This window comes from Vibrio chagasii (assembly GCF_024347355.1).
GTDB classification, from domain to species: Bacteria; Pseudomonadota; Gammaproteobacteria; order Enterobacterales; family Vibrionaceae; genus Vibrio; species Vibrio chagasii.
In genome coordinates this window covers 2,054,744-2,073,369 of sequence record NZ_AP025465.1, presented here as the reverse complement: position 1 = coordinate 2,073,369, position 18,626 = coordinate 2,054,744, and the positions used below count along the sequence as shown (strand labels likewise).

At 43.9% G+C, this 18,626-nt stretch carries 17 protein-coding genes and 1 pseudogene; 17 read left to right on the top strand and 1 reads right to left on the bottom strand.

The genetic code is table 11. The features are described from left to right. The first annotated feature begins 2 nt into the window (after window positions 1-2). The 13 genes and pseudogenes from nrfD to OCV52_RS09460 all read left to right on the top strand — a co-directional run bounded on the left by nrfD (window position 3) and on the right by OCV52_RS09460 (window position 13,486). The gene (gene nrfD, locus OCV52_RS09520; protein ID WP_137407475.1) at window positions 3-977 is read left to right on the top strand and encodes a cytochrome c nitrite reductase subunit NrfD; all 975 of its coding nucleotides are present in this window, start codon (window positions 3-5) and stop codon (window positions 975-977) included. Window positions 978-1,144: 167 nt separating this feature from the next. Continuing rightward, on the top strand, window positions 1,145-3,061 hold the full coding sequence (locus tag OCV52_RS09515) for a heme lyase CcmF/NrfE family subunit (RefSeq protein ID WP_137407476.1): 1,917 nt from the start codon (window positions 1,145-1,147) through the stop codon (window positions 3,059-3,061). Continuing rightward, the gene (locus OCV52_RS09510) at window positions 3,042-3,596 is read left to right on the top strand and encodes a DsbE family thiol:disulfide interchange protein (RefSeq protein ID WP_137407477.1); all 555 of its coding nucleotides are present in this window, start codon (window positions 3,042-3,044) and stop codon (window positions 3,594-3,596) included. Before OCV52_RS09515 ends, OCV52_RS09510 begins: the two co-directional genes overlap by 20 nt. Further along, a pseudogene (locus OCV52_RS09505) lies at window positions 3,596-4,025 on the top strand (cytochrome c-type biogenesis protein CcmH). The gene OCV52_RS09510 and the pseudogene OCV52_RS09505 overlap by 1 nt, the downstream one beginning before the upstream one ends. Before the next feature lie 88 nt (window positions 4,026-4,113). After that, complete coding sequence (locus tag OCV52_RS09500; RefSeq protein WP_170222442.1) at window positions 4,114-4,290, top strand: hypothetical protein; 177 nt, start codon at window positions 4,114-4,116, stop codon at window positions 4,288-4,290. 247 nt (window positions 4,291-4,537) lie between these two features. Further along, complete coding sequence (locus tag OCV52_RS09495; protein WP_061032781.1) at window positions 4,538-5,134, top strand: GTP cyclohydrolase II; 597 nt, start codon at window positions 4,538-4,540, stop codon at window positions 5,132-5,134. A gap of 175 nt (window positions 5,135-5,309) precedes the next feature. Beyond that, window positions 5,310-6,569, top strand: coding sequence for an imelysin family protein (locus tag OCV52_RS09490; RefSeq protein ID WP_137407478.1), 1,260 nt, complete (start codon window positions 5,310-5,312; stop codon window positions 6,567-6,569). Between the two features lie 111 nt (window positions 6,570-6,680). Continuing rightward, the gene (locus tag OCV52_RS09485) at window positions 6,681-8,069 is read left to right on the top strand and encodes a di-heme oxidoreductase family protein (RefSeq protein ID WP_137407479.1); all 1,389 of its coding nucleotides are present in this window, start codon (window positions 6,681-6,683) and stop codon (window positions 8,067-8,069) included. A gap of 160 nt (window positions 8,070-8,229) precedes the next feature. Then, window positions 8,230-9,291 (top strand): imelysin family protein, encoded by a 1,062-nt coding sequence (locus OCV52_RS09480; protein ID WP_137407480.1) that lies wholly within the window; start codon window positions 8,230-8,232, stop codon window positions 9,289-9,291. Then, a complete protein-coding gene (locus OCV52_RS09475) occupies window positions 9,281-10,366 on the top strand; it encodes a DUF1513 domain-containing protein (protein WP_137407481.1) in 1,086 nt (361 codons plus the stop codon). Before OCV52_RS09480 ends, OCV52_RS09475 begins: the two co-directional genes overlap by 11 nt. Before the next feature lie 81 nt (window positions 10,367-10,447). Further along, window positions 10,448-11,986: a L,D-transpeptidase family protein gene (locus tag OCV52_RS09470; RefSeq protein WP_137407482.1), complete on the top strand. Its 1,539-nt coding sequence runs from the start codon at window positions 10,448-10,450 to the stop codon at window positions 11,984-11,986. A gap of 197 nt (window positions 11,987-12,183) precedes the next feature. Next, on the top strand, window positions 12,184-12,732 hold the full coding sequence (locus OCV52_RS09465; RefSeq protein ID WP_008222012.1) for a YcbK family protein: 549 nt from the start codon (window positions 12,184-12,186) through the stop codon (window positions 12,730-12,732). A 100-nt stretch (window positions 12,733-12,832) separates the two neighbouring features. Beyond that, complete coding sequence (locus OCV52_RS09460; RefSeq protein ID WP_137407483.1) at window positions 12,833-13,486, top strand: MBL fold metallo-hydrolase; 654 nt, start codon at window positions 12,833-12,835, stop codon at window positions 13,484-13,486. A 118-nt stretch (window positions 13,487-13,604) separates the two neighbouring features. Here the strand turns inward: OCV52_RS09460 and OCV52_RS09455 are convergent, their stop codons facing one another. Next, the gene (locus OCV52_RS09455; RefSeq protein ID WP_137407484.1) at window positions 13,605-14,405 is read right to left on the bottom strand and encodes a DUF2982 domain-containing protein; all 801 of its coding nucleotides are present in this window, start codon (window positions 14,403-14,405) and stop codon (window positions 13,605-13,607) included. 220 nt (window positions 14,406-14,625) lie between these two features. On the opposite strand from OCV52_RS09455, the gene OCV52_RS09450 reads away from it, so the two are divergent. From OCV52_RS09450 to OCV52_RS09435, 4 genes are all read left to right on the top strand, one after another. Next, window positions 14,626-15,018, top strand: a complete 393-nt coding sequence (locus OCV52_RS09450) for a hypothetical protein (protein ID WP_004740184.1) — start codon at window positions 14,626-14,628, stop codon at window positions 15,016-15,018. A 509-nt stretch (window positions 15,019-15,527) separates the two neighbouring features. Then, window positions 15,528-16,622, top strand: a complete 1,095-nt coding sequence (locus tag OCV52_RS09445) for a TRAP transporter substrate-binding protein (protein WP_137407485.1) — start codon at window positions 15,528-15,530, stop codon at window positions 16,620-16,622. A gap of 177 nt (window positions 16,623-16,799) precedes the next feature. Further along, the gene (locus tag OCV52_RS09440; RefSeq protein ID WP_048659564.1) at window positions 16,800-17,330 is read left to right on the top strand and encodes a TRAP transporter small permease subunit; all 531 of its coding nucleotides are present in this window, start codon (window positions 16,800-16,802) and stop codon (window positions 17,328-17,330) included. Between the two features lie 9 nt (window positions 17,331-17,339). Then, complete coding sequence (locus tag OCV52_RS09435; protein ID WP_048664743.1) at window positions 17,340-18,623, top strand: TRAP transporter large permease; 1,284 nt, start codon at window positions 17,340-17,342, stop codon at window positions 18,621-18,623. The last annotated feature ends 3 nt before the right edge of the window (window positions 18,624-18,626 follow it).

Below are 18,626 nucleotides of genomic sequence, written 5' to 3'. Positions count from 1 at the left end.
TTATGAGTGCATGGGATACAGCGTTTCAATCAGGTACCGTGGTTTGGGACTGGATCATTGCTATCTATCTGTTTTTGGCGGGTATGTCAGCGGGTGCAGTGATGATCTCGATCTATCTCAAGAGAAAGGTGATTGATGGGGATCCAGCGAATAATGGTGTATTAAAGGCAACGGCTTTTCTAGCACCATTCGGGATCATTTCAGGTTTATTGATCTTGGTTTTCCACCTGACGAAACCACTATCATTTTGGAAGATCATGATCTTTTATAATCCGACGTCAGTGATGTCGATGGGTGTGATCTTATTCCAAGTGTATATGGTGATCCTATTTGTTTGGATCGGCATTATATTCCGAAATCAGATTGCCATATTCTTGAGTGACCAAGCATGGTTAAAAGGGCGACTCGATTTTGTCAGTAACTGGATTGGCAAATTAGAATCTTTTGAGAATGTTTTTGAAATATTCTTAGCTGTGCTTGCGCTATTACTTGCGGCTTACACTGGCTTCTTACTCTCTGCGCTAAATACCTTCCCAATGCTGAATAACCCAGTGTTGCCGATATTGTTCTTATTCTCGAGTCTATCCTCGGGAGCGGCGGCATGTATTTTATTTGGTGTGTTGGTCTTTAAGGAGTCTCCGCATAGTGCCAGTATTTCTTGGATCCACGGCTTCGAACGTCCTGTTGTTATGTTTGAACTGTTTGTCCTTGTTACTTTCTTCACTGGGTTGATATTTGCTGGTGGTCAAAGTGAACAGGCAGTATGGAACGCGATTGGCGGTGGTTTCTGGGCAAGTTGGTTCTGGTATGGCGTAATTGGTGTGGGTATGGTTTTACCCTTGTTGCTTAACGCCGTGACACCAGCATCGGTTCGCCATAGTACTGTGTATATTTTCTCTGTTACTTCATTGAGCCTGATGGGCGTATTAATGCTAAGAACGTTTGTCCTTTATGCAGGGCAATTAACGTTAGCTTAATTTCGCTCAAGATTATAAGTGAGTGGATGTTGGATACTAAGCACCTGCTCACTAAATTTCTTTTCGCTGAGTAACAGCAGCTAGTTGAGTTACATCAGCTAGTTGAGCAATCAATGCCAATAATGGCTTAACTTGGTTCTGCTTAGGTAGAGCCTGATTGAGGTGATATGGTCGGTTCTTTGGGGCTGTTTAGTTTAAATTTGGTCGCTGTTCTCAGCAGCATTATCGCTGTGTATTCGATGTATCAAATGCTAACTAAACAAGCACAAAATGTGGCTTTAATTCGCAGTTTCTCCCTCTCTAGCGCTTTGTTTTCCATTGGCGCTATCGTTTTACTTGGCTATGCCTTTGTCGGTGACGACTTTTCCATCCTCTATGTTGCAGAACACTCCAATACTCAATTACCCACCTTCTTCAAAATGGCCGCTGTGTGGGCTGGACATGAAGGCTCATTGCTATTTTGGGTGTTAACCATCAGCTGTTGGTCGGGTGTGATTGCCCTACAAAAGCAATATTCTTCTGAGTATCAGAGCCGCGTATTGTGGGTGATGAATGTGTTACTCGCGATATTCGCCTGGTTCACCTTGTTTGCTTCGAATCCGTTTGAATTGAACTCCACCTTGCCACTTGAAGGGCGCGATCTTAACCCTATGCTGCAAGACGTTGGTTTGATATTCCACCCACCTCTATTGTATTTGGGTTATGTTGGTTTCTCTGTGGTCTTGGCATTTGCTGTGGCCGCTTTGCTGGTGGATCCGATTGAATTCGATTGGGTCGCTCATTGTCGCAGTTGGTGTTTGGTCGCTTGGATCTTTTTAACCGCAGGGATCATTCTTGGTTCTTGGTGGGCATACTACGAGTTAGGGTGGGGTGGTTGGTGGTTCTGGGACCCGGTCGAAAATGCCAGCCTATTACCTTGGCTAACATCAACCGCTCTATTGCACAGTTTGGGTGTTGCTAAAGGCAAACAACAGTTGCTGAAGTGGTCACTTAGCCTTGCTTTCATTACGTTTTGTTTAAGTATCCTCGGTACCTTTATTGTTCGATCTGGCGTCCTCACTTCCGTTCATGCTTTTGCTGTTGACCCAACCAAAGGTATCGCGCTGTTGCTGATACTGGTTTTGGTGTTAGTGAGTTCGTTTTCTCTTCTTATTGTTCGTGGTGAATCTTTCGAGTCGAATCCAATCACTAGCTTTGCGAGTAAAAGTTTTTTGAGTTTAGTGGCGGTACTTATATTTGTACTGGCTACGGCGGTGGTGGTGTTTGGTACCTTCTACCCAATGGTTTTTGAATTACTTGGCCTTGGAAACATATCCGTAGGTGCACATTATTTTAATTTACTTATTGCGCCGTTGGCTCTGCTCGCGATGGCAGTGGTAGGTTTAGCGCCATTGCTCAGTATCAAACCTCAAGCGTCGAAAGGTGTGATTGGAATTATTGCCTTATTGTCTCTCTGTCTTGGCTTTGTAACTTATGTTTTGCAAGTTGAAGCGATCCAAGTGATGGTGCTAATGACATGGTCACTTGCGTTTTGGGTAGCCCTGACTCATGTTTACGGCTTAGCGGTAACGCGCAACTCGAAGTTTCAACGCAAAGTATGGGTGATGACGTTGGCGCATGTGGGTGTCGCAGTATTAGCGATAGGTGCCGCGATGAACAGTTACCATTCATTTGAGCGAAGTTACAAATTGAGCCCAGGTGAAGAGGTTGAGTTTATGGACTGGACGCTCTCTCATCGCGATACAGAACTCTATGTCGCTTCGAACTTTACGGCAGAAAGAGCCTTGCTCAACCTCCATGCCGACGAACAAGCATTTTCTATCGAGCCAGAGAGAAGACATTACCAAGTCAGAGTAATGAACATGAGTGAGCCAGCAATGAAGTGGTTCTGGCATGGTGATGTCTACATCACTATGGGAGAGAAAGTTGACTCTACAGCCTATGCATTTCGTGTTCAGTACAAAGCGTATGCGCGCTGGATTTGGTTCGGTGGTTTGATATCCATACTGGGGGCACTGCTTTCGTTAACTCATCGTAAAAAGAAAACCGTTAAGGCGTCACAGTATGCATACCAGCGTTCGTAACAAAATTATTACGCTTATTGTATTGGCACTGGTGTTGGTGTTGGTATTTTTGTTTGCTCTTGATAACAAACAGCAAACCACCACCGTATCGATACAACAAAGAGCGTTTCCTGAATTTACTTCTATGGCTTTAACGGATAGAGAAGGCATCAGCAGTAAACAAAAACTGACGTTAAAAGACATTACTGAGCACCCTTACCAGTTAGTGAATGTATGGGCTTCATGGTGTGGTATCTGCAAATCGGAACATACCTATTTGTTAGCACTTCGCGATAAAGGGATTCCTATTGTTGGACTTAACTACAGAGATAACTCGGCCGCTGCTATTAATGTGCTATCGAGTGATGGCAACCCTTATTCAAAAGTGATTAGCGACCCTCAAGGTAAGCTAGCGCTCGAACTTGGTGTAATAGGGACTCCAGAGACATACTTGGTTGATGCTAAAGGAAATATTGTGAAGAAGTTAATGGGCGTAATTAACGAATCCGTGTGGCAAGATGAGCTTGCTTTTTATTTTGATGGTGTGGATGGATAATGAGATCTTTAGCCCAAATAATATTATTCGTTTCTATGATTATCGCGATAAGTCTACCCGCATCCGCAGAAGATTTGTTTGTTCCCAGTGATAAGAGCACCAGCATACAAGTGGAGCTTTTTGAGTTTGAAAGCCCCGACCAACAACAGCGCGCCATTGCTTTAGCTAAGACACTGCGCTGTCCTCAATGCCAAAACCAGAACCTGATTGAATCAAACTCTCCAATTGAAAAGGACTTACGCCTAGTTGTATTTAATATGGTGAAAGCAGGGAAGAGTAATCATGAAATTACTCAATATATGACGGAGAGGTTTGGAGAATTTGTGCTTTATAAACCGTCATTGAGCACGGCAAACTTATTACTTTTGTTTGATACCGAGCCTATTATTTACATGTTTATCAGTAAAAAGTGTTATAAAGCGCTCATAAAAATTGTGTATTACTGTTTACCAATTGACCTGTATTTTGTAACATTAACGGATTATAAAGGCTAAGCACTGTATATAAGGATGTGTCTGTGGATAACGTTATCTCAAATTTAAAAAAAGAGTTCCATACCCATGTTCGTTCCGACAAATGGGCAGAAAGATACAGTGCGCAGTCGAGCATCTCTACGCTGACGCAAGAAGAGCTAGCTGAATTGGAGAATGCTTGGGTACAACTTGTGATTTGGAAACAGACCCAAGTAAGTTGAGTGTTCGGTAAAATAGCAGGTTCCGCTGCAACTGATTCATTTCTAACCCCATGTTGGTCAAACCAATGTGGGTTTTTTTGTTACCTGAAGATTAATTGTTATATTATAACAATTTGTACTCTATCGACCTTGAAAAAAATTGTTAAGAGCCTCATAGTGTCTATCATTAGATAGTTAGCTACAAAATATTGCCTAGACATATAATGTAGTGTTGTTAAATACATCGAATTTTCAAGTGAGTATAGCTATGGCGGAAGTGCGTGCCAGAATAGATTTCAAAGTAGGAGTAACAAGCAGTATTGATGCTGAATTGCTCTCTTTTCATGGATTGAAAACAGATAAAGAGCATGTTGCTGTGATATTCAAATCAGCAGATAAGACGCAAGATGTACCTCTTGTTCGTATGCACTCTGAGTGCCTTACTGGTGATGTTTTCCACTCTTCTCGTTGTGATTGCGGTGAGCAGCTAGATGAAACCATCAGAATTATGGGTGAAACTGGCGGCGTGATTCTTTATTTACGTCAAGAAGGTCGTGGTATTGGCTTATATAACAAGATCGATGCGTACCGCCTTCAAAGCGAAGGAATGAACACCTACGAAGCGAATAACCACCTAGGTTTTGGTGATGACTTGCGTGACTTCACTGAAGCCGCTGAGATGCTGCGTGCTTTGGGCATCCCTAAGATTCGCTTGGTAACAAACAACCCTAAGAAGATTAATGAGCTGAAGTCTTATGGTATCGAGATTGAAGAAGTGGTGAATACATCTGCTCATATCAAATCTGGTAATGAAAGCTACCTAAAAGCGAAAGTTTCACACGGCAAGCATAACTTGGATATCTAATCCGCAGCTTGTTGCGCTTAACACAGAAACGTTTAAAGACCTCACATATGTGAGGTTTTTTTGTATTTATCTTGCAATAAAATTGTAAGTTTGTATTATTCAAATCCGTAGTGTAAATGATAATGGTTTGCACTATTACTACGAATAATAATTTAAAGCTCAACAAGGATGCTTCATGACTATCAAATCTTTAGTGACAAAAGCCGTAACTTCGTCACTCATTTTTGCCTCTGCTTCTTCTTTCGCTGCAGTAACTCAAGATCAAGTAATAGAACATTACGCAGATATTGCACACGCGGTATTTGCTGATTCAGTAATCACAGCAAAAGCGTTGAACTCTTCTATCGATACCTTCTTAGCTTCTCCTTCTGCTGGCAACTTCGAAAAAGTAAAACTAGCTTGGCTTGAATCTCGCGTACCATACCAGCAGTCTGAAGTATTCCGCTTCGGTAACGTGGTTGTTGATGATTGGGAAGGTCAACTAAACGCATGGCCACTAGATGAAGGTCTGATCGATTACGTTTCTTCTGATTACCAATACGAACTAGGTAACGAAGGCGCAAGCGCTAACATCGTTGCAAACAAAACGTTCCAAATTGGTCAGACGACAGTAGATGCGACGAACATTACTCATGAGCTAATCGCAGAGTTAAACGAGATCGGTGGTTCTGAAGCAAACGTTGCATCGGGTTACCACGCGATTGAATTCCTACTTTGGGGGCAAGATCTGAATGGCACAAACTCAGGTGCAGGTGAGCGTGCTTACACTGACTTCGTTGTTGGTGCTGAGTGTACAAATGGCAACTGTGACCGTCGTGGCGCATACCTAAAAGCATCAGCTGAGCTACTAATTCAAGATCTAGAGTGGATGGAAAAGCAATGGGCTGAAGGCGAGAAAGGTAATTACCGTCAAGAGCTTCTTTCTGAATCAAGTGAAAACGGCCTACGTAAAATGCTATTCGGCATGGGTTCACTGTCTCTTGGTGAGCTTGCTGGTGAGCGTATGAAGGTAGCATTAGAAGCGAACTCAACCGAAGATGAGCACGATTGCTTCTCTGATAACACGCATAACTCTCATTACTACAACGAGCAAGGTATCTACAACGTTTACACGGGCCTATACAAGCGTGAAGACGGTACTCTACTTTCAGGTCCAAGCCTGTTTGACCTAGTTGAGCAAAAAGATGAGCAAGCTGCGAAAGAGATTCAAAAGCAGTTTGACCTAGCACGTGCACAAGTAGGCCAACTGGTAACGTCTGCTGAGAAAAACAACCAGCACTTTGACCAACTAATTGCAGCTGACAACGCTGCAGGTAACGCACTAGTCAATAAAACAATTGTTGCTCTAGTATCTCAAACAGCTGCAATTGAGCGTGCTGCTGGTGTGATTGGCATTGATAGCCTAAACCCAGACACGGCTGATCACGAGTTCTAAGAACCTGAGTCAAACACCAATGTAAGGGCTCTGATTGAGCCCTTAATTGTTTGCTAAGAAAAAAGCCACTTCCTTATAAAAACTAAAATCAAAAATTCAGCAAGGCACTGTATGAAGTCGTATCTATCAGCCTCACTCTTAACTGCACTGTTTTTCTTATCTCCATTACACGCCCATGAAACCTACTCCGGTGGCAAAACGACCGTAAAGAAAGAGGGAGCAAATGCTTTTTCTCTTCCTGCTGCTAACTTGCCAATGAGCAAGCGCTTAGATTTCAGCGTTGGCAATAGCTTCTTTAGAAACCCGTGGGTACCCGCGCCATCATCAACTGACGCTCGTGATGGTTTAGGTCCGTTGTTTAACACGAACGGTTGTCAAAACTGTCACATCAAAGATGGGCGAGGTCACGCGCCAGAAAAAGGCGATGAGAACGCAGTATCTATGCTAGTTCGCTTAAGCATTCCGGCCGAAACACCAGAGCAAAGACAAGCCTTTATCCGAGATGGCGGCATACCAGAGCCAACTTACGGTGGTCAGCTACAAGACTTTGCGCTTCAAGGGGTAAAACCAGAGGGTAAAGTAAACATTAGCTACACGGATGTACCTGTTACCTTCAAAGACGGCACGGTCGTTACTCTGCGTAAACCGATTTTAAAAATTACTGAGCTTGCGTTCGGTGAGATGCATCCTAAAACTGAATTCTCAGCTCGTGTTGCGCCACCAATGATCGGCCTAGGTTTGCTCGAGAGCATTCCACAAGAAACGATTCTTGGCTTCACGAAGCAGCAAGCTGCGGACAATCAAGGTGTAACAGGCAAAGCCAATTACGTTCTTGATGTTCAAACTAACGAGGTGGCGTTGGGTCGATTTGGTTGGAAAGCAGGGCAACCAAACCTAATGCAGCAAAACGCAGCGGCATTTAATGGTGATTTAGGTTTAACAAGTAGCTTGTTCCCGAACGAAAACTGCACATCAGCACAGTCAACCTGTGATGATTTCCCTAATGGTGGTGAGCCAGAAGTCAGCGATAATATTCTCGACTTTGTTGAGTTCTACTCTCAGCACTTAGCGGTTCCAATTCGTCGAAATGTTGATGATCCTGCTGTTGTTCAAGGCAAGAAACTGTTCAAAGAGATTGGTTGCCAAAGCTGTCACCAAGCTGAGATTCGTACCGCTAAGCGCGACGGTTTACCTGCACTCTCTAACCAGTTAATCAGCCCTTATACCGATATGCTGCTGCATGATATGGGTGAAGGCCTAGCGGATAATCGTCCAGAGTATCTAGCGAATGGACGTGAGTGGCGAACCACACCATTGTGGGGTTTAGGGTATACAAAAGAAGTGAATGGCCACACCTTCTTGCTGCATGATGGTCGAGCAAGAAACGTGATGGAAGCTGTGCTATGGCACGGTGGTGAAGCTGAGATGGCGAAACAGAAAGTGTTGTCACTAAGTCGTAGCGAACGTGAAGCACTGCTGGCGTTCTTAGATTCACTATAAGCTAACTTGAACTCATTTTAGCCAGAGGCTTGATGAGCGAAACAAGTAGCGAATAAATGACTGACTGCCGCTGAACTTTTAGAAATACGAGCTCAGCGGTCGTTTTCATATTTGATGAACTCATATAATTAAAAGAAAAATTAGGAAGTAAGGTAACAGCATGGCTCAAAAATTATTGTTAATGCCTTTGTCGGTTTTAGCCATGGCAGGCTGTCAATCATCAGGGGAGCAAGTTGCTTCGTCTGAGGTTAACGGTGTGTCTTATCAAGCCGACACGACAAGTCATATTAGTCGTAGTGTGTATCAACAGGAGTTTGATTCAGCAGTACTATTCGCTAAGCAATCGAGCGAATTAGAAGCCTTGATGCAAGGTTACTGTGAAGCAAATAACGTCGAGTTAGATGCAGTTAAAAATCAGTGGCAGCTCACCATGAACAGTTGGATGGCGCTGCAAGGACAAGAACGTGGTCCAACGGCGGCATTAGAAGAGAGCTGGAATGTTCAGTTCTGGCCAGACAAAAAGAACACGACGGGTCTTAAGATGCGTCAATTGACTCAACAGAACAAAGCCTGGACACAAGACGAAATCGCGCAACAAAGCGTGACAGTTCAAGGTTTAGGCGCGTTGGAATGGTCACTTTATGACGAGCAATCGCCACTGATTAAAGATAAAGCATCGGGCTGTTTGTCTTCACAAGCAATTGCACAAAACTTGGCAATGAAATCAGCTTCAATTGCTGAAGCTTGGCAAGTTAACCCATGGCTAGCCTTGGACGAGATGCGTTGGGAGTCGGAATACATCGCACTACTGACCAACCAACTTGATTACAGCATGAAAAAGCTGAGCCGTCCGATGGCAAAAATTGGTCACCCGCGCCCTTATTTCTCAGAATCATGGCGTGCACAAACCTCGATGACTCAACTCAAAGCCAATGTAGCGGCACTTCAGAATCTGTACATTGCTGATGGCAATGGCCTAGACGGATTATTGAGAGATAAGGGCTTAAACGCACTTGCAGATCGTGTTGCTGACCAGTTCACATTGACGCTAGATACTTGGCCTACTGATTCAAGCTTGTTTGAGTTATTACAGAGTAAAGAGGGTTACCGCGAGGTGCTGACTCAGTACAACAAACTTGAGCGTTTGAAGTACCTGATTCATGAAGAAGTGGCGATAGAACTTGGCGTGGTAATAGGATTTAATGCTACCGATGGTGACTGATACTACACGAAGAACCTTACTGAAAGCAGCACTGGGTTGTGCTGCTGTACCAGTGCTGCCGTTCGGATGTGCTAGCCGTTCAGGTGAAAAAGCATCGAGCAAACCTCAGTTGATTGGCTGCGCACTTAATGGTCGAGGTCAGTATTCCGCGGTTGTTGCTGATGAATATGGCATGCCACTGAACCAGCTACCTATCCCTGAGCGCGGTCATGGTGTCGCCATTTGTCCAACGTCATCCCATGCGGTGGTGTTTGCTCGTCGCCCTGGTGACTACTTTATGGTGTTTGACTACAAAAGTGGTGAGCAGATAAAAATGGTAGTGAAGGGTAACAACCGTCACTTCTATGGTCACGGCGTTTACTCGTTAGACGGTACTCTACTGTATGCTACTGAAGGGAAAACGGACACAAGCCAGGGCGTGATTGGCGTCTATGATGTTGCGCAAGGATACCGTAAGGTCGAAGAATTCACCGGTTTTGGTATTGGCCCTCACGAAGTGATTATCATGCCTGATGGTAATCTTGCTATCGGCGTTGGCGGTGTACACACTGATGGTCGAACACCGAAAAACTTGGATTCCATGCAGCCTAATTTGAGCTATGTTTCATCGCAAGGTGAGCTGCTTGAACAGGTTGAATTGCTGGATAAGAAGTTAAGCATTCGACACTTAGCGCATGATGGGGCAGAGACAGTACTTTGTGGCCAGCAATATCGCGGCGAACCCGATGAATATCCTTCACTTTTAGCGATGCATACTAAAGGCGGTGAGTTCGAATCCTTGAATGCAGAGCCAGAGCAATGGGCACGATTTAATCACTACATTGCAAGTATTGCCGCGTCAGATGATTGGATTATCGCCACCTCACCACGAGGCAATTGCTACGGTATTTGGTCTAAACAAACCAAAGAGTTAGTGGAATTATCGGCATTATCTGATGCTTCTGGTGCTGTGCTACTTGATGGTGAATTTAGGTTGAGTTCTGGGGCGGGTAGTGTGGTTAGCCAACGCAAGCCTTATGAGAAATCAAGCCAGCAATCATCCGTCCAGTGGGATAATCACTGGTCGTCAATTTGATGCATATACTGTCTTAAAAATTAACATGCTTACTCCAATTTCTTTGCCATACTTATGGGATTAGTGGTGATGGAGTAAGGCATGTTAGCGAGATACTTCTTTGGTTTATTAGTACTAGTTTCCGTAAGTACATGGAGCTATACGAGTTCTGAAGAGCGTCGGTTTATTCCGGCAGATTCAGAGCTCTCTTTCATGCTGATATACCCTGAACTTACCCAGAGCATTTACCAAGATACCTCATTTCCATTTTTGTGGGACTCTCCCGAGCTGGTCAAGGCGTTTGAATTCCAGTTATCGCTGATTGAACAAGCGAAGATGGCCCCGCTTTTTGAGCGACAGCTTAAACAGATTCGCCAATACCAATCTCGTCAGCAGTGGCAAGAGTTAGACATACTACTGACTGACACCTTCATCTATTATTTGAGCTACGTTGAGAATGCGCCAATCATAGGTAAGGAGTGGTATTTCTCCGGTCAGCTGCATTCTAAATTACCCGCGCCTTCACCTCATATTGTTATGAGACTTAAAAGCAGCGTCGCCAATGATTACTTATTGGAGATGGTGTTGTCTTACGCGCCACCGGTTGGCGATTTTGACCAATTCAAAGCAACCTATTCTGTTTTAAACACGGCATCAGAGCTTGGTGTTGAACGTTACCGACAAAAAGGTTTGCAACGCTTGGGAGATCAGCTTTCAGACAAAGCGACGCTGGTTGAGCGCATTGCATTGGTTGGCGTAGACACTTCAATGATAGCTATCGATTCCCCTCGATTTGATCGAGACTTACAAATCGCGATCAAAGCTTTTCAAAGTATGCATGGGATTACCGCGGATGGGATTATCGGACCAGACACGATCAAGTGGATCAACATGGGCTTTGATGATCGACTCACTTCTCTAGCATTGAACGCCGAGCGTGCCCGTTTATGGCCAAGAAATAGAGACTCACTGATAGTGGTGAATGTACCTAGTTTTGATATGAAGTATTGGGAAGGCGGAGAAGAGGTTTTTGAATCTAAAGTCGTGGTCGGGAGAAAATCGAGAAAAACACCACTCTTAGAGATAAAACTTGATTCGGTGATCTTAAATCCGACTTGGAACGTGCCATGGAAAATCATGGTTAAAGATATCTTGCCTAAAGTAAAAGCCGACGAAAGTTATCTTGAAACACACAATTTTCAAGTGATTGATGGTTGGCGTTCGATGGAAACTGTCGATACTACCGAGATTGATTGGCAGACAATCAACTTCAACTCTTTCCCATATCGAATGCGTCAGCAAGCAGGCTCTAGCAATGCATTAGGTTTGTATAAGTTCAATACGCCCAACAAGCGAGCCATCTATCTCCATGACACCCCAAGTAAAAGCTTGTTTAACGATGACTTCCGCGCCTATAGCTCTGGTTGTATTCGTGTTGAGCATGCCGAGGAACTCGCGGAGTTGCTATTTGCGACTAAGGTAAAGAAAGTGCCGAATCAGAGTGATGACCTAGCACCCAATACTAAAGTTCGACTCAAGAAAAGAATCCCTGTACATATCATTTATCAAACCGTGTTATTTGAGGAAGAGGGGATTCAATATCGTGGCGACATCTATCAATACGATAAACAGGGTGGTTAATGGCAGATATGCATAGAATGGTGATCTTGACCAAAAAATGACAACTCGCCTTCTATTGATAAAATTATAATGAGTATCAATAACTAACCGTGCAAAGGTTACAAATACTAACGTTTTGCGCGGTTTTTGTACGTTGACGCAGCAAATTTCATTATGTATCGTGCGTTTTTGTTCGATCTAATTGGTTTTCTTGCTGTATGTCTCAAAGTTTATTTTCACGCCGTCAGTTTCTGACTTACGCTGGTGGTACTGCTGTTGTCGCCTCACTTACTCCATCTATTGCTTTTGCTTCATACCCTGATCAACCAAGAACGATTAGCATGAACAACCTTCATACTGGTGAAAGATTAGAGACCTGTTATTTCGATGGGACTAACTATATTGGTGATGAAATGGCTCGCCTTAGTAAGTTATGTCGAGACTTCCGCCGCAATGAAATCCACCCAATGGATAAGAACCTCTTTGATCAGATCACTCAGATCCAAAATATCTTGGGTATTCAAAAAGAAGTTCAGATCATCTCTGGTTACCGTTCACCGGCGACAAACGAAGCATTACGATCTAAGTCGAGTGGAGTTGCGAAAAAGAGCTATCACATGCTTGGTAAAGCGATCGATTTTCGTATCGATGGTGTTGATTTAAAGGAGCTGAGAGACGTAGCTAAAAGTCTGCAAGCAGGTGGTGTTGGTTATTACGCTCGTAGTAACTTCATCCACATTGATACTGGTCCAGTACGAAGCTGGTAGCTCTAGGCTCTATGGTGAACTGAAGCGGTAGGCACTTGTCAAAGTAGACATCCAATGTCATAGTTTGCCCAAATTTTAGTTTGCCCTTTAAGGTTTGTATATGTCTCTTAAGTATCACGTTGTACCTGTTACCTCTTTCGCTCAAAACTGCTCGATTGTGTGGTGTGATGAAACCATGGAAGGCATCGTTGTTGATCCAGGTGGCGACATCCAACAGCTAGCTGCAATCATCGAAGAGCTAGGTGTGAAGGTAGTGAACTTGGTGCTGACTCATGGTCACTTAGATCATGTTGGTGGTACGGTGCCACTTTCAGAGATGTTGAACGTGGAAATTGTTGGCCCACATAAGGCAGACAACTTCTGGCTACAAGGCCTAGAGAATCAAAGCCAAATGTTTGGTTTCCCTCTGTGTAAAGCGTTTGAACCAAATACTTGGTTAGAAGAGGGTGATAAAGTGATGTTTGGTAACCAAGTTATCGATGTGATTCATACTCCGGGCCACACACCAGGCCACGTGGTACTGTTTAGCGAGCAAGCTCGTTTAGCGTTTGTTGGTGATGTGTTGTTTAACGGTGCAATTGGTCGTACTGACTTCCCGCAAGGCGATTTCAACACGCTTATCACATCAATCAAGACCAAGCTTTGGCCACTAGGCAGCGATGTAACTTTCGTTCCGGGTCACGGACCTGAATCGACATTCGGTCGTGAGCGCGCTTCAAACCCGTTCGTAGCAGATGAGATGCCTCTGTACTAAGTCAGTTATTGAATACCAAAACGATTGAAAATGAAGCTTAGCTTTTCTTCTGAAAGCTAAGCTTTTTTTATGGTTCATTGCGGGTTAGCGTGAACATTCACTTCTATAGCTTTGAGTGTTAATTAGAAATACGTTCGGCAGCGGCTAGGTAGCGCCTAGCAAGGCCGACAAACTCTTCCCCACTAATATTTAGGTCATTGGTTGATATAAAAATATCGTAGCCGTGAAAACCTCTTTGATATTTCATTCTGTTAGCGAGCATCGCCTGTAGTCCAGAGTAATTTTTGATGACGGCTTTCTCGTCATTTGACGTTTTAGAGGGTTCAGATGTAGCTTGTGTTTGGCTGTTACTAAAATAGCTCTCTTCAGTGTTTTCTGATTCTTTAAATTTACTTAGCTCTACACAGCCAGCTTCAGTACAGCGGGCGTGGTAATGCGAAGAGTCGAGAACCATGTCTTCAAACTTCGATTCTTTCCCTGCTTGTTTGGCACCTAAATACAAAAGTGCACGCTGGCTGAGCAGTAGTTCGCAGGTGATTTTAGGGCAGATGGAATCCAAGTAGGGTGAGTAATCTTTGACCTTAATACCGATCCAAGGAAGAGGTTGATGCCATCCATCTTGTTCATAAGTACACAAGCCTATTTTTTGGATATTACTCCATTTTAAAACCCACCCGCCCTTATAAAAATGCTGCTGAAAATGTGTTGGTGTGAGTGTGAACATCACTCTGCTACGCAGCATTAAATAATAACCAGTGGCGAGTAAAGTAATAATGCAAAATGCGCCTACGATCAGTAACTTTGGGTTGTTGCTATAGAGTGCAATGATGAAGCAAATAAAGCCTAAAATAACGGCTAGAATACGGTATGAGCGAGTAAACGAAGGCAAAGAGAAATTTGTTAAATGACGAGTGTCCATAGGCAACACCAAGTTTTCATATTTTTTTCTGGATGGATAACCAGTGTATATGACCCTGAATTGATAAGTCGATGTTTAAATAATAGACGCTAGTAGATAATATCGGTATTTTTCGTCGACTTTCGACGCTTCACTCTACAAATAGCTCCTGTTTTTTGGTATAAATCGCGCTTCAAATTTTCACCACTGCGAAAAGAGCAGTGAACTGGAGAAATATTCAATGAGACTTGCTCATAAGCGTAAGGTGCAGGCTAAACTGCAGAAACGCACTAAAGCGGCTGTAGTTAAAGCAGTGGCAACGCCGAAAAAAGCGAAGCCTGTCGCAGAGAAAGTTGTAGCAGAAAAAACTGTAGCAGCAAAACCAGCGGTAGAGAAAACAGTAGCAGCAACTAAAGAAGTTGCAGTAGCACTGACTCCTAAGCAACAACAAGTTCTAGACATCGTTGTTAGCAATGCTGAAGGCATTAACCCTAAAGGTATCGGCCTAGCAGCTGGTCAAGAAGACGCGAAAGCAGCTTCATGGGCAACAGGCGCATTGAAAAAACTTCTTGAAGAAAACCTAGTAGCGAAAGAGCAGCTAGCAGGTAACAAGGTTATCTACAAAGCTATCTAATCCCACGGGATGATATTCGCTTCGTTAAGTTTTTAAGCCTCGATTATCGAGGCTTTTTTGTATCTGAAAGGTGCTGAATAACTCCTTTACTTTTCCCATTCTAAATATCCTCTTAACTGATTCACGATAACTTCCAATTTTGTTTCTTATCAGCGAGCACTAAAGTAGGGCGGATCAACCGATAAATGCGGATGACTCTCCCTAAAATGCAGCAACGACTAGAGCTTCATCACGAAATGGGAATCAATTGTTAATACGGGTACATTGTAACTACTTAGGTATTTATCAATACGCATTTTCGGGGGGGAATTCTTCAAGTCCTTTAAAATCGTTACCATTCTTTTATCTCCTACGTAGTTCTACTTAATCCTTTGATCTAATACGTACCTTTACACAAGCTCAGGGTGCGTGCTCTCCCTGATATCTTGTTGCTTCATCGCGGTGCACTCTTAGGTTGAATCATAAAAAATGCTCAAAGAAAGAGTGTTAACCCAACAAAGGACGTGAACATGAGTCTCATTTCTAATTCCCTTACACGAGTTTTTAAAAACGTAGCGGTAACTGCTGCGGCTTGTTTAGCTTTGGTCGCAACCGGTGCAACAGCTGCGGATAAGGTTTATCGTTTGAAACTTGCTGAAACATGGGGACCTAATTTCCCTATTTTCGGTGATGCAACGAAAAACATGGCAGCGATGGCTGAGAAGATGTCGAATGGCCGACTGCAAATCCGAATCGATTCAGCGAACAAACACAAAGCCCCTCTAGGCGTTTTTGACATGGTTAAGTCTGGTCAATACGACATGGGTCACTCAGGCTCTTACTACTGGAAAGGTAAAGTTCCAAACACTCTTTACTTCACTTCTATGCCTTTCGGTATGACGCCTGCAGAACAATACGCATGGTTCTATCACGGTGGTGGTATGGAGTTGATGGAGCAGGTTTATTCTCCACACAACTTGATGTCATTCCCAGGTGGTAACACCGATATCCAGATGGGTGGTTGGTTTCAGAAAGAGATCATCAGCGTTGAAGATCTACAAGGTCTGAAAATGCGAATCCCAGGCTTTGCAGGCGAGATTCTTGCTGAGCTAGGTGCTAAACCGACCAACATTGCCCCAGGTGAGCTTTACACGTCTCTAGAGCGTCGCACGATTGATGCGCTAGAGTGGGTAGGTCCATCACTGGATTTACGTATGGGTTTCCACAAAATCGCGCCTTACTACTACACAGGTTGGCACGAGCCGGGTTCAGAGCTTCAGTTCCTAGTGAACAAGCGTACATGGAACAAGCTTCCTGAAGATCTACAAGAAATCCTGCGTGTTGCAATGCGTACAGCGGCTTACGACATGTACACACAAGCAACGCATGAAAGTGGTAAGAACTGGGTTTCAATGAAGACTGAGTACCCAGATGTACAAGTAAAAGATTTCCCGCCAGAGGTTATGTCTGCACTGAAAGAAGCGAACGATCGCCTACTTGCTGAGCACGCTGAGAAAGATGCATTGGCAAAAGAGATTCAAGCTTCACAAGCAGCTTACCTAGAGCAAGTACGTTCATGGACAGATATTTCACATAGAGCTTATCTAAATAGCCAAGCGAAATAATCGACGGTTGTTGAACTGAAGTTAAATGAACCCAAAGCTTTTCTTATTGAGTATTTAAGAGTGGATAAGCTGAGGGTTCATTTTAAACATAATAATTAAATGCCCAAGAACCCTTTCTACATCGAACAGCTTGTTACCCCGCTGCACGATGTCTTTTCAAATTCCATGGAGTCGGGAATGCGAAGTCTAATTTATATTGAACGCCTGTTTAATCGTATCGGTGATGCACTGGGATGGCTTTCCAGTATGTTGTTTATTTTACTTATCGCCAACGTCGTGTATGACGTTGTCATGAGATATGCATTCAACGATGTCTCTATCGCCTTCCAAGAGATGGAATGGCACCTTTTCTCAGCCGTTTTCCTATTAGGTGTTCCTTATGCCATCAAAGCGGGTGGTCATGTTCGAGTTGACGTGTTCTACGAGCAACTGAGCTTTAAAGCACAAGCGATAATTGACCTGCTAGGCACACTTATCTTCTTACTGCCGTTTTGTTTGCTGGTGGCTTGGTTTGGTATCGATGTTGCCAAAGAGAGCTATGAACTGGGTGAAACCTCAGGCGATCCCGGTGGCCTGCCGTATCGCTGGATCATCAAAGCCATGATCCCACTGTCATTCTTCTTGATGGCACTGAGTGGCGTAGGTTTGATCCTGCATTCACTGAACAAGATTTTTAATCCCCATCTCATCCATGCCAATAACAAATAGAGGCTAAACATGATTGGAATAGTAATGTTTTTCGTAGCCTTGTTTGCGCTTCTACTTGGCTTCCCTGTGGCGTTCACCTTTGGTGGTATCGCGTTAATCTTTGGTGTTTGGGCTGAGGGCATTGAAATGTTTGCCTTCATGCCATATCGAATTCAATCCATTATGGAAAACACGGTGCTGATGGCCGTTCCATTGTTTGTTTTCATGGGGCTTGTTCTACAAAAGACCAAGCTTGCTGAGCAGTTGCTTGAGTCGATGGGACGACTGTTTGGTGGCGTTCGTGGTGGTATCGCGATTTCAACCGTCTTAGTAGGCTCACTGCTTGCGGCTTCTACTGGTGTGGTTGGTGCTTCTGTGGTTGCAATGGGACTTATCTCGTTGCCAGTAATGCTTAAGTACAATTACGACAAAGGCTTAGCGTGCGGCACCATTTGTGCGTCTGGTACGTTAGGGCAAATCATTCCACCATCCATCGTATTAATCTTATTAGGTGACGTATTAGGTGTGCCAGTAGGTGACTTGTTCCAAGCGGCGATTTGGCCGGGCGTGATGTTAGTTGGTGCTTATATCCTCTACATCTTGATATATGCCAAGTTACACCCTGAAGCGGCTCAACCGATTGAGCGAGACGATTCAATCAGCCGTAAGCAAGAGGTGTTGGATGCACTTAAAGCGATTCTTCCGCCTCTTGCGTTAATCATTGTCGTACTGGGTTCAATCTTTGCGGGTGTGGCTACGCCAACAGAGTCTGCTGCATTAGGTGGCGCGGGTGCGATGGTATTAGCACTGCTTTACGGTCAGTTTAGTTGGTCGATGGTGTATGACGCATCGAAAGAGACGGTGAAAGTAACGGCGATGGTATTTGCTATCTTGCTGGGTGCGACTGCGTTCTCGATGGCGTTCACTTATACCGGTGGTGATTATCTGGTTGAAGAGTGGATGCTACAGCTTCCGGGTGAGAAGTGGGGCTTCCTGATCATCACCATGTTAGTGATTTTGATTCTGGGTTTCTTCATCGATTTCGTAGAGATCTGTTTCATCATCGTGCCAATTATTGCGCCGGTTGCTGAGTTGATGGGCATTAACATGACATGGTTTGCTATCCTGATTGCGATGAACCTGCAAACCTCATTCTTAACACCGCCGTTTGGTTTCAGCCTGTTCTACCTAAAAGGCGTGGCACCAAAAGGCGTAACTACGAAGGATATCTACCGAGGTGTGATGCCATTCATTCTGATTCAGATCCTAGTACTTGGATCACTTCTCGCATTTCCAGCTTTCTATGGAATGTGAGTG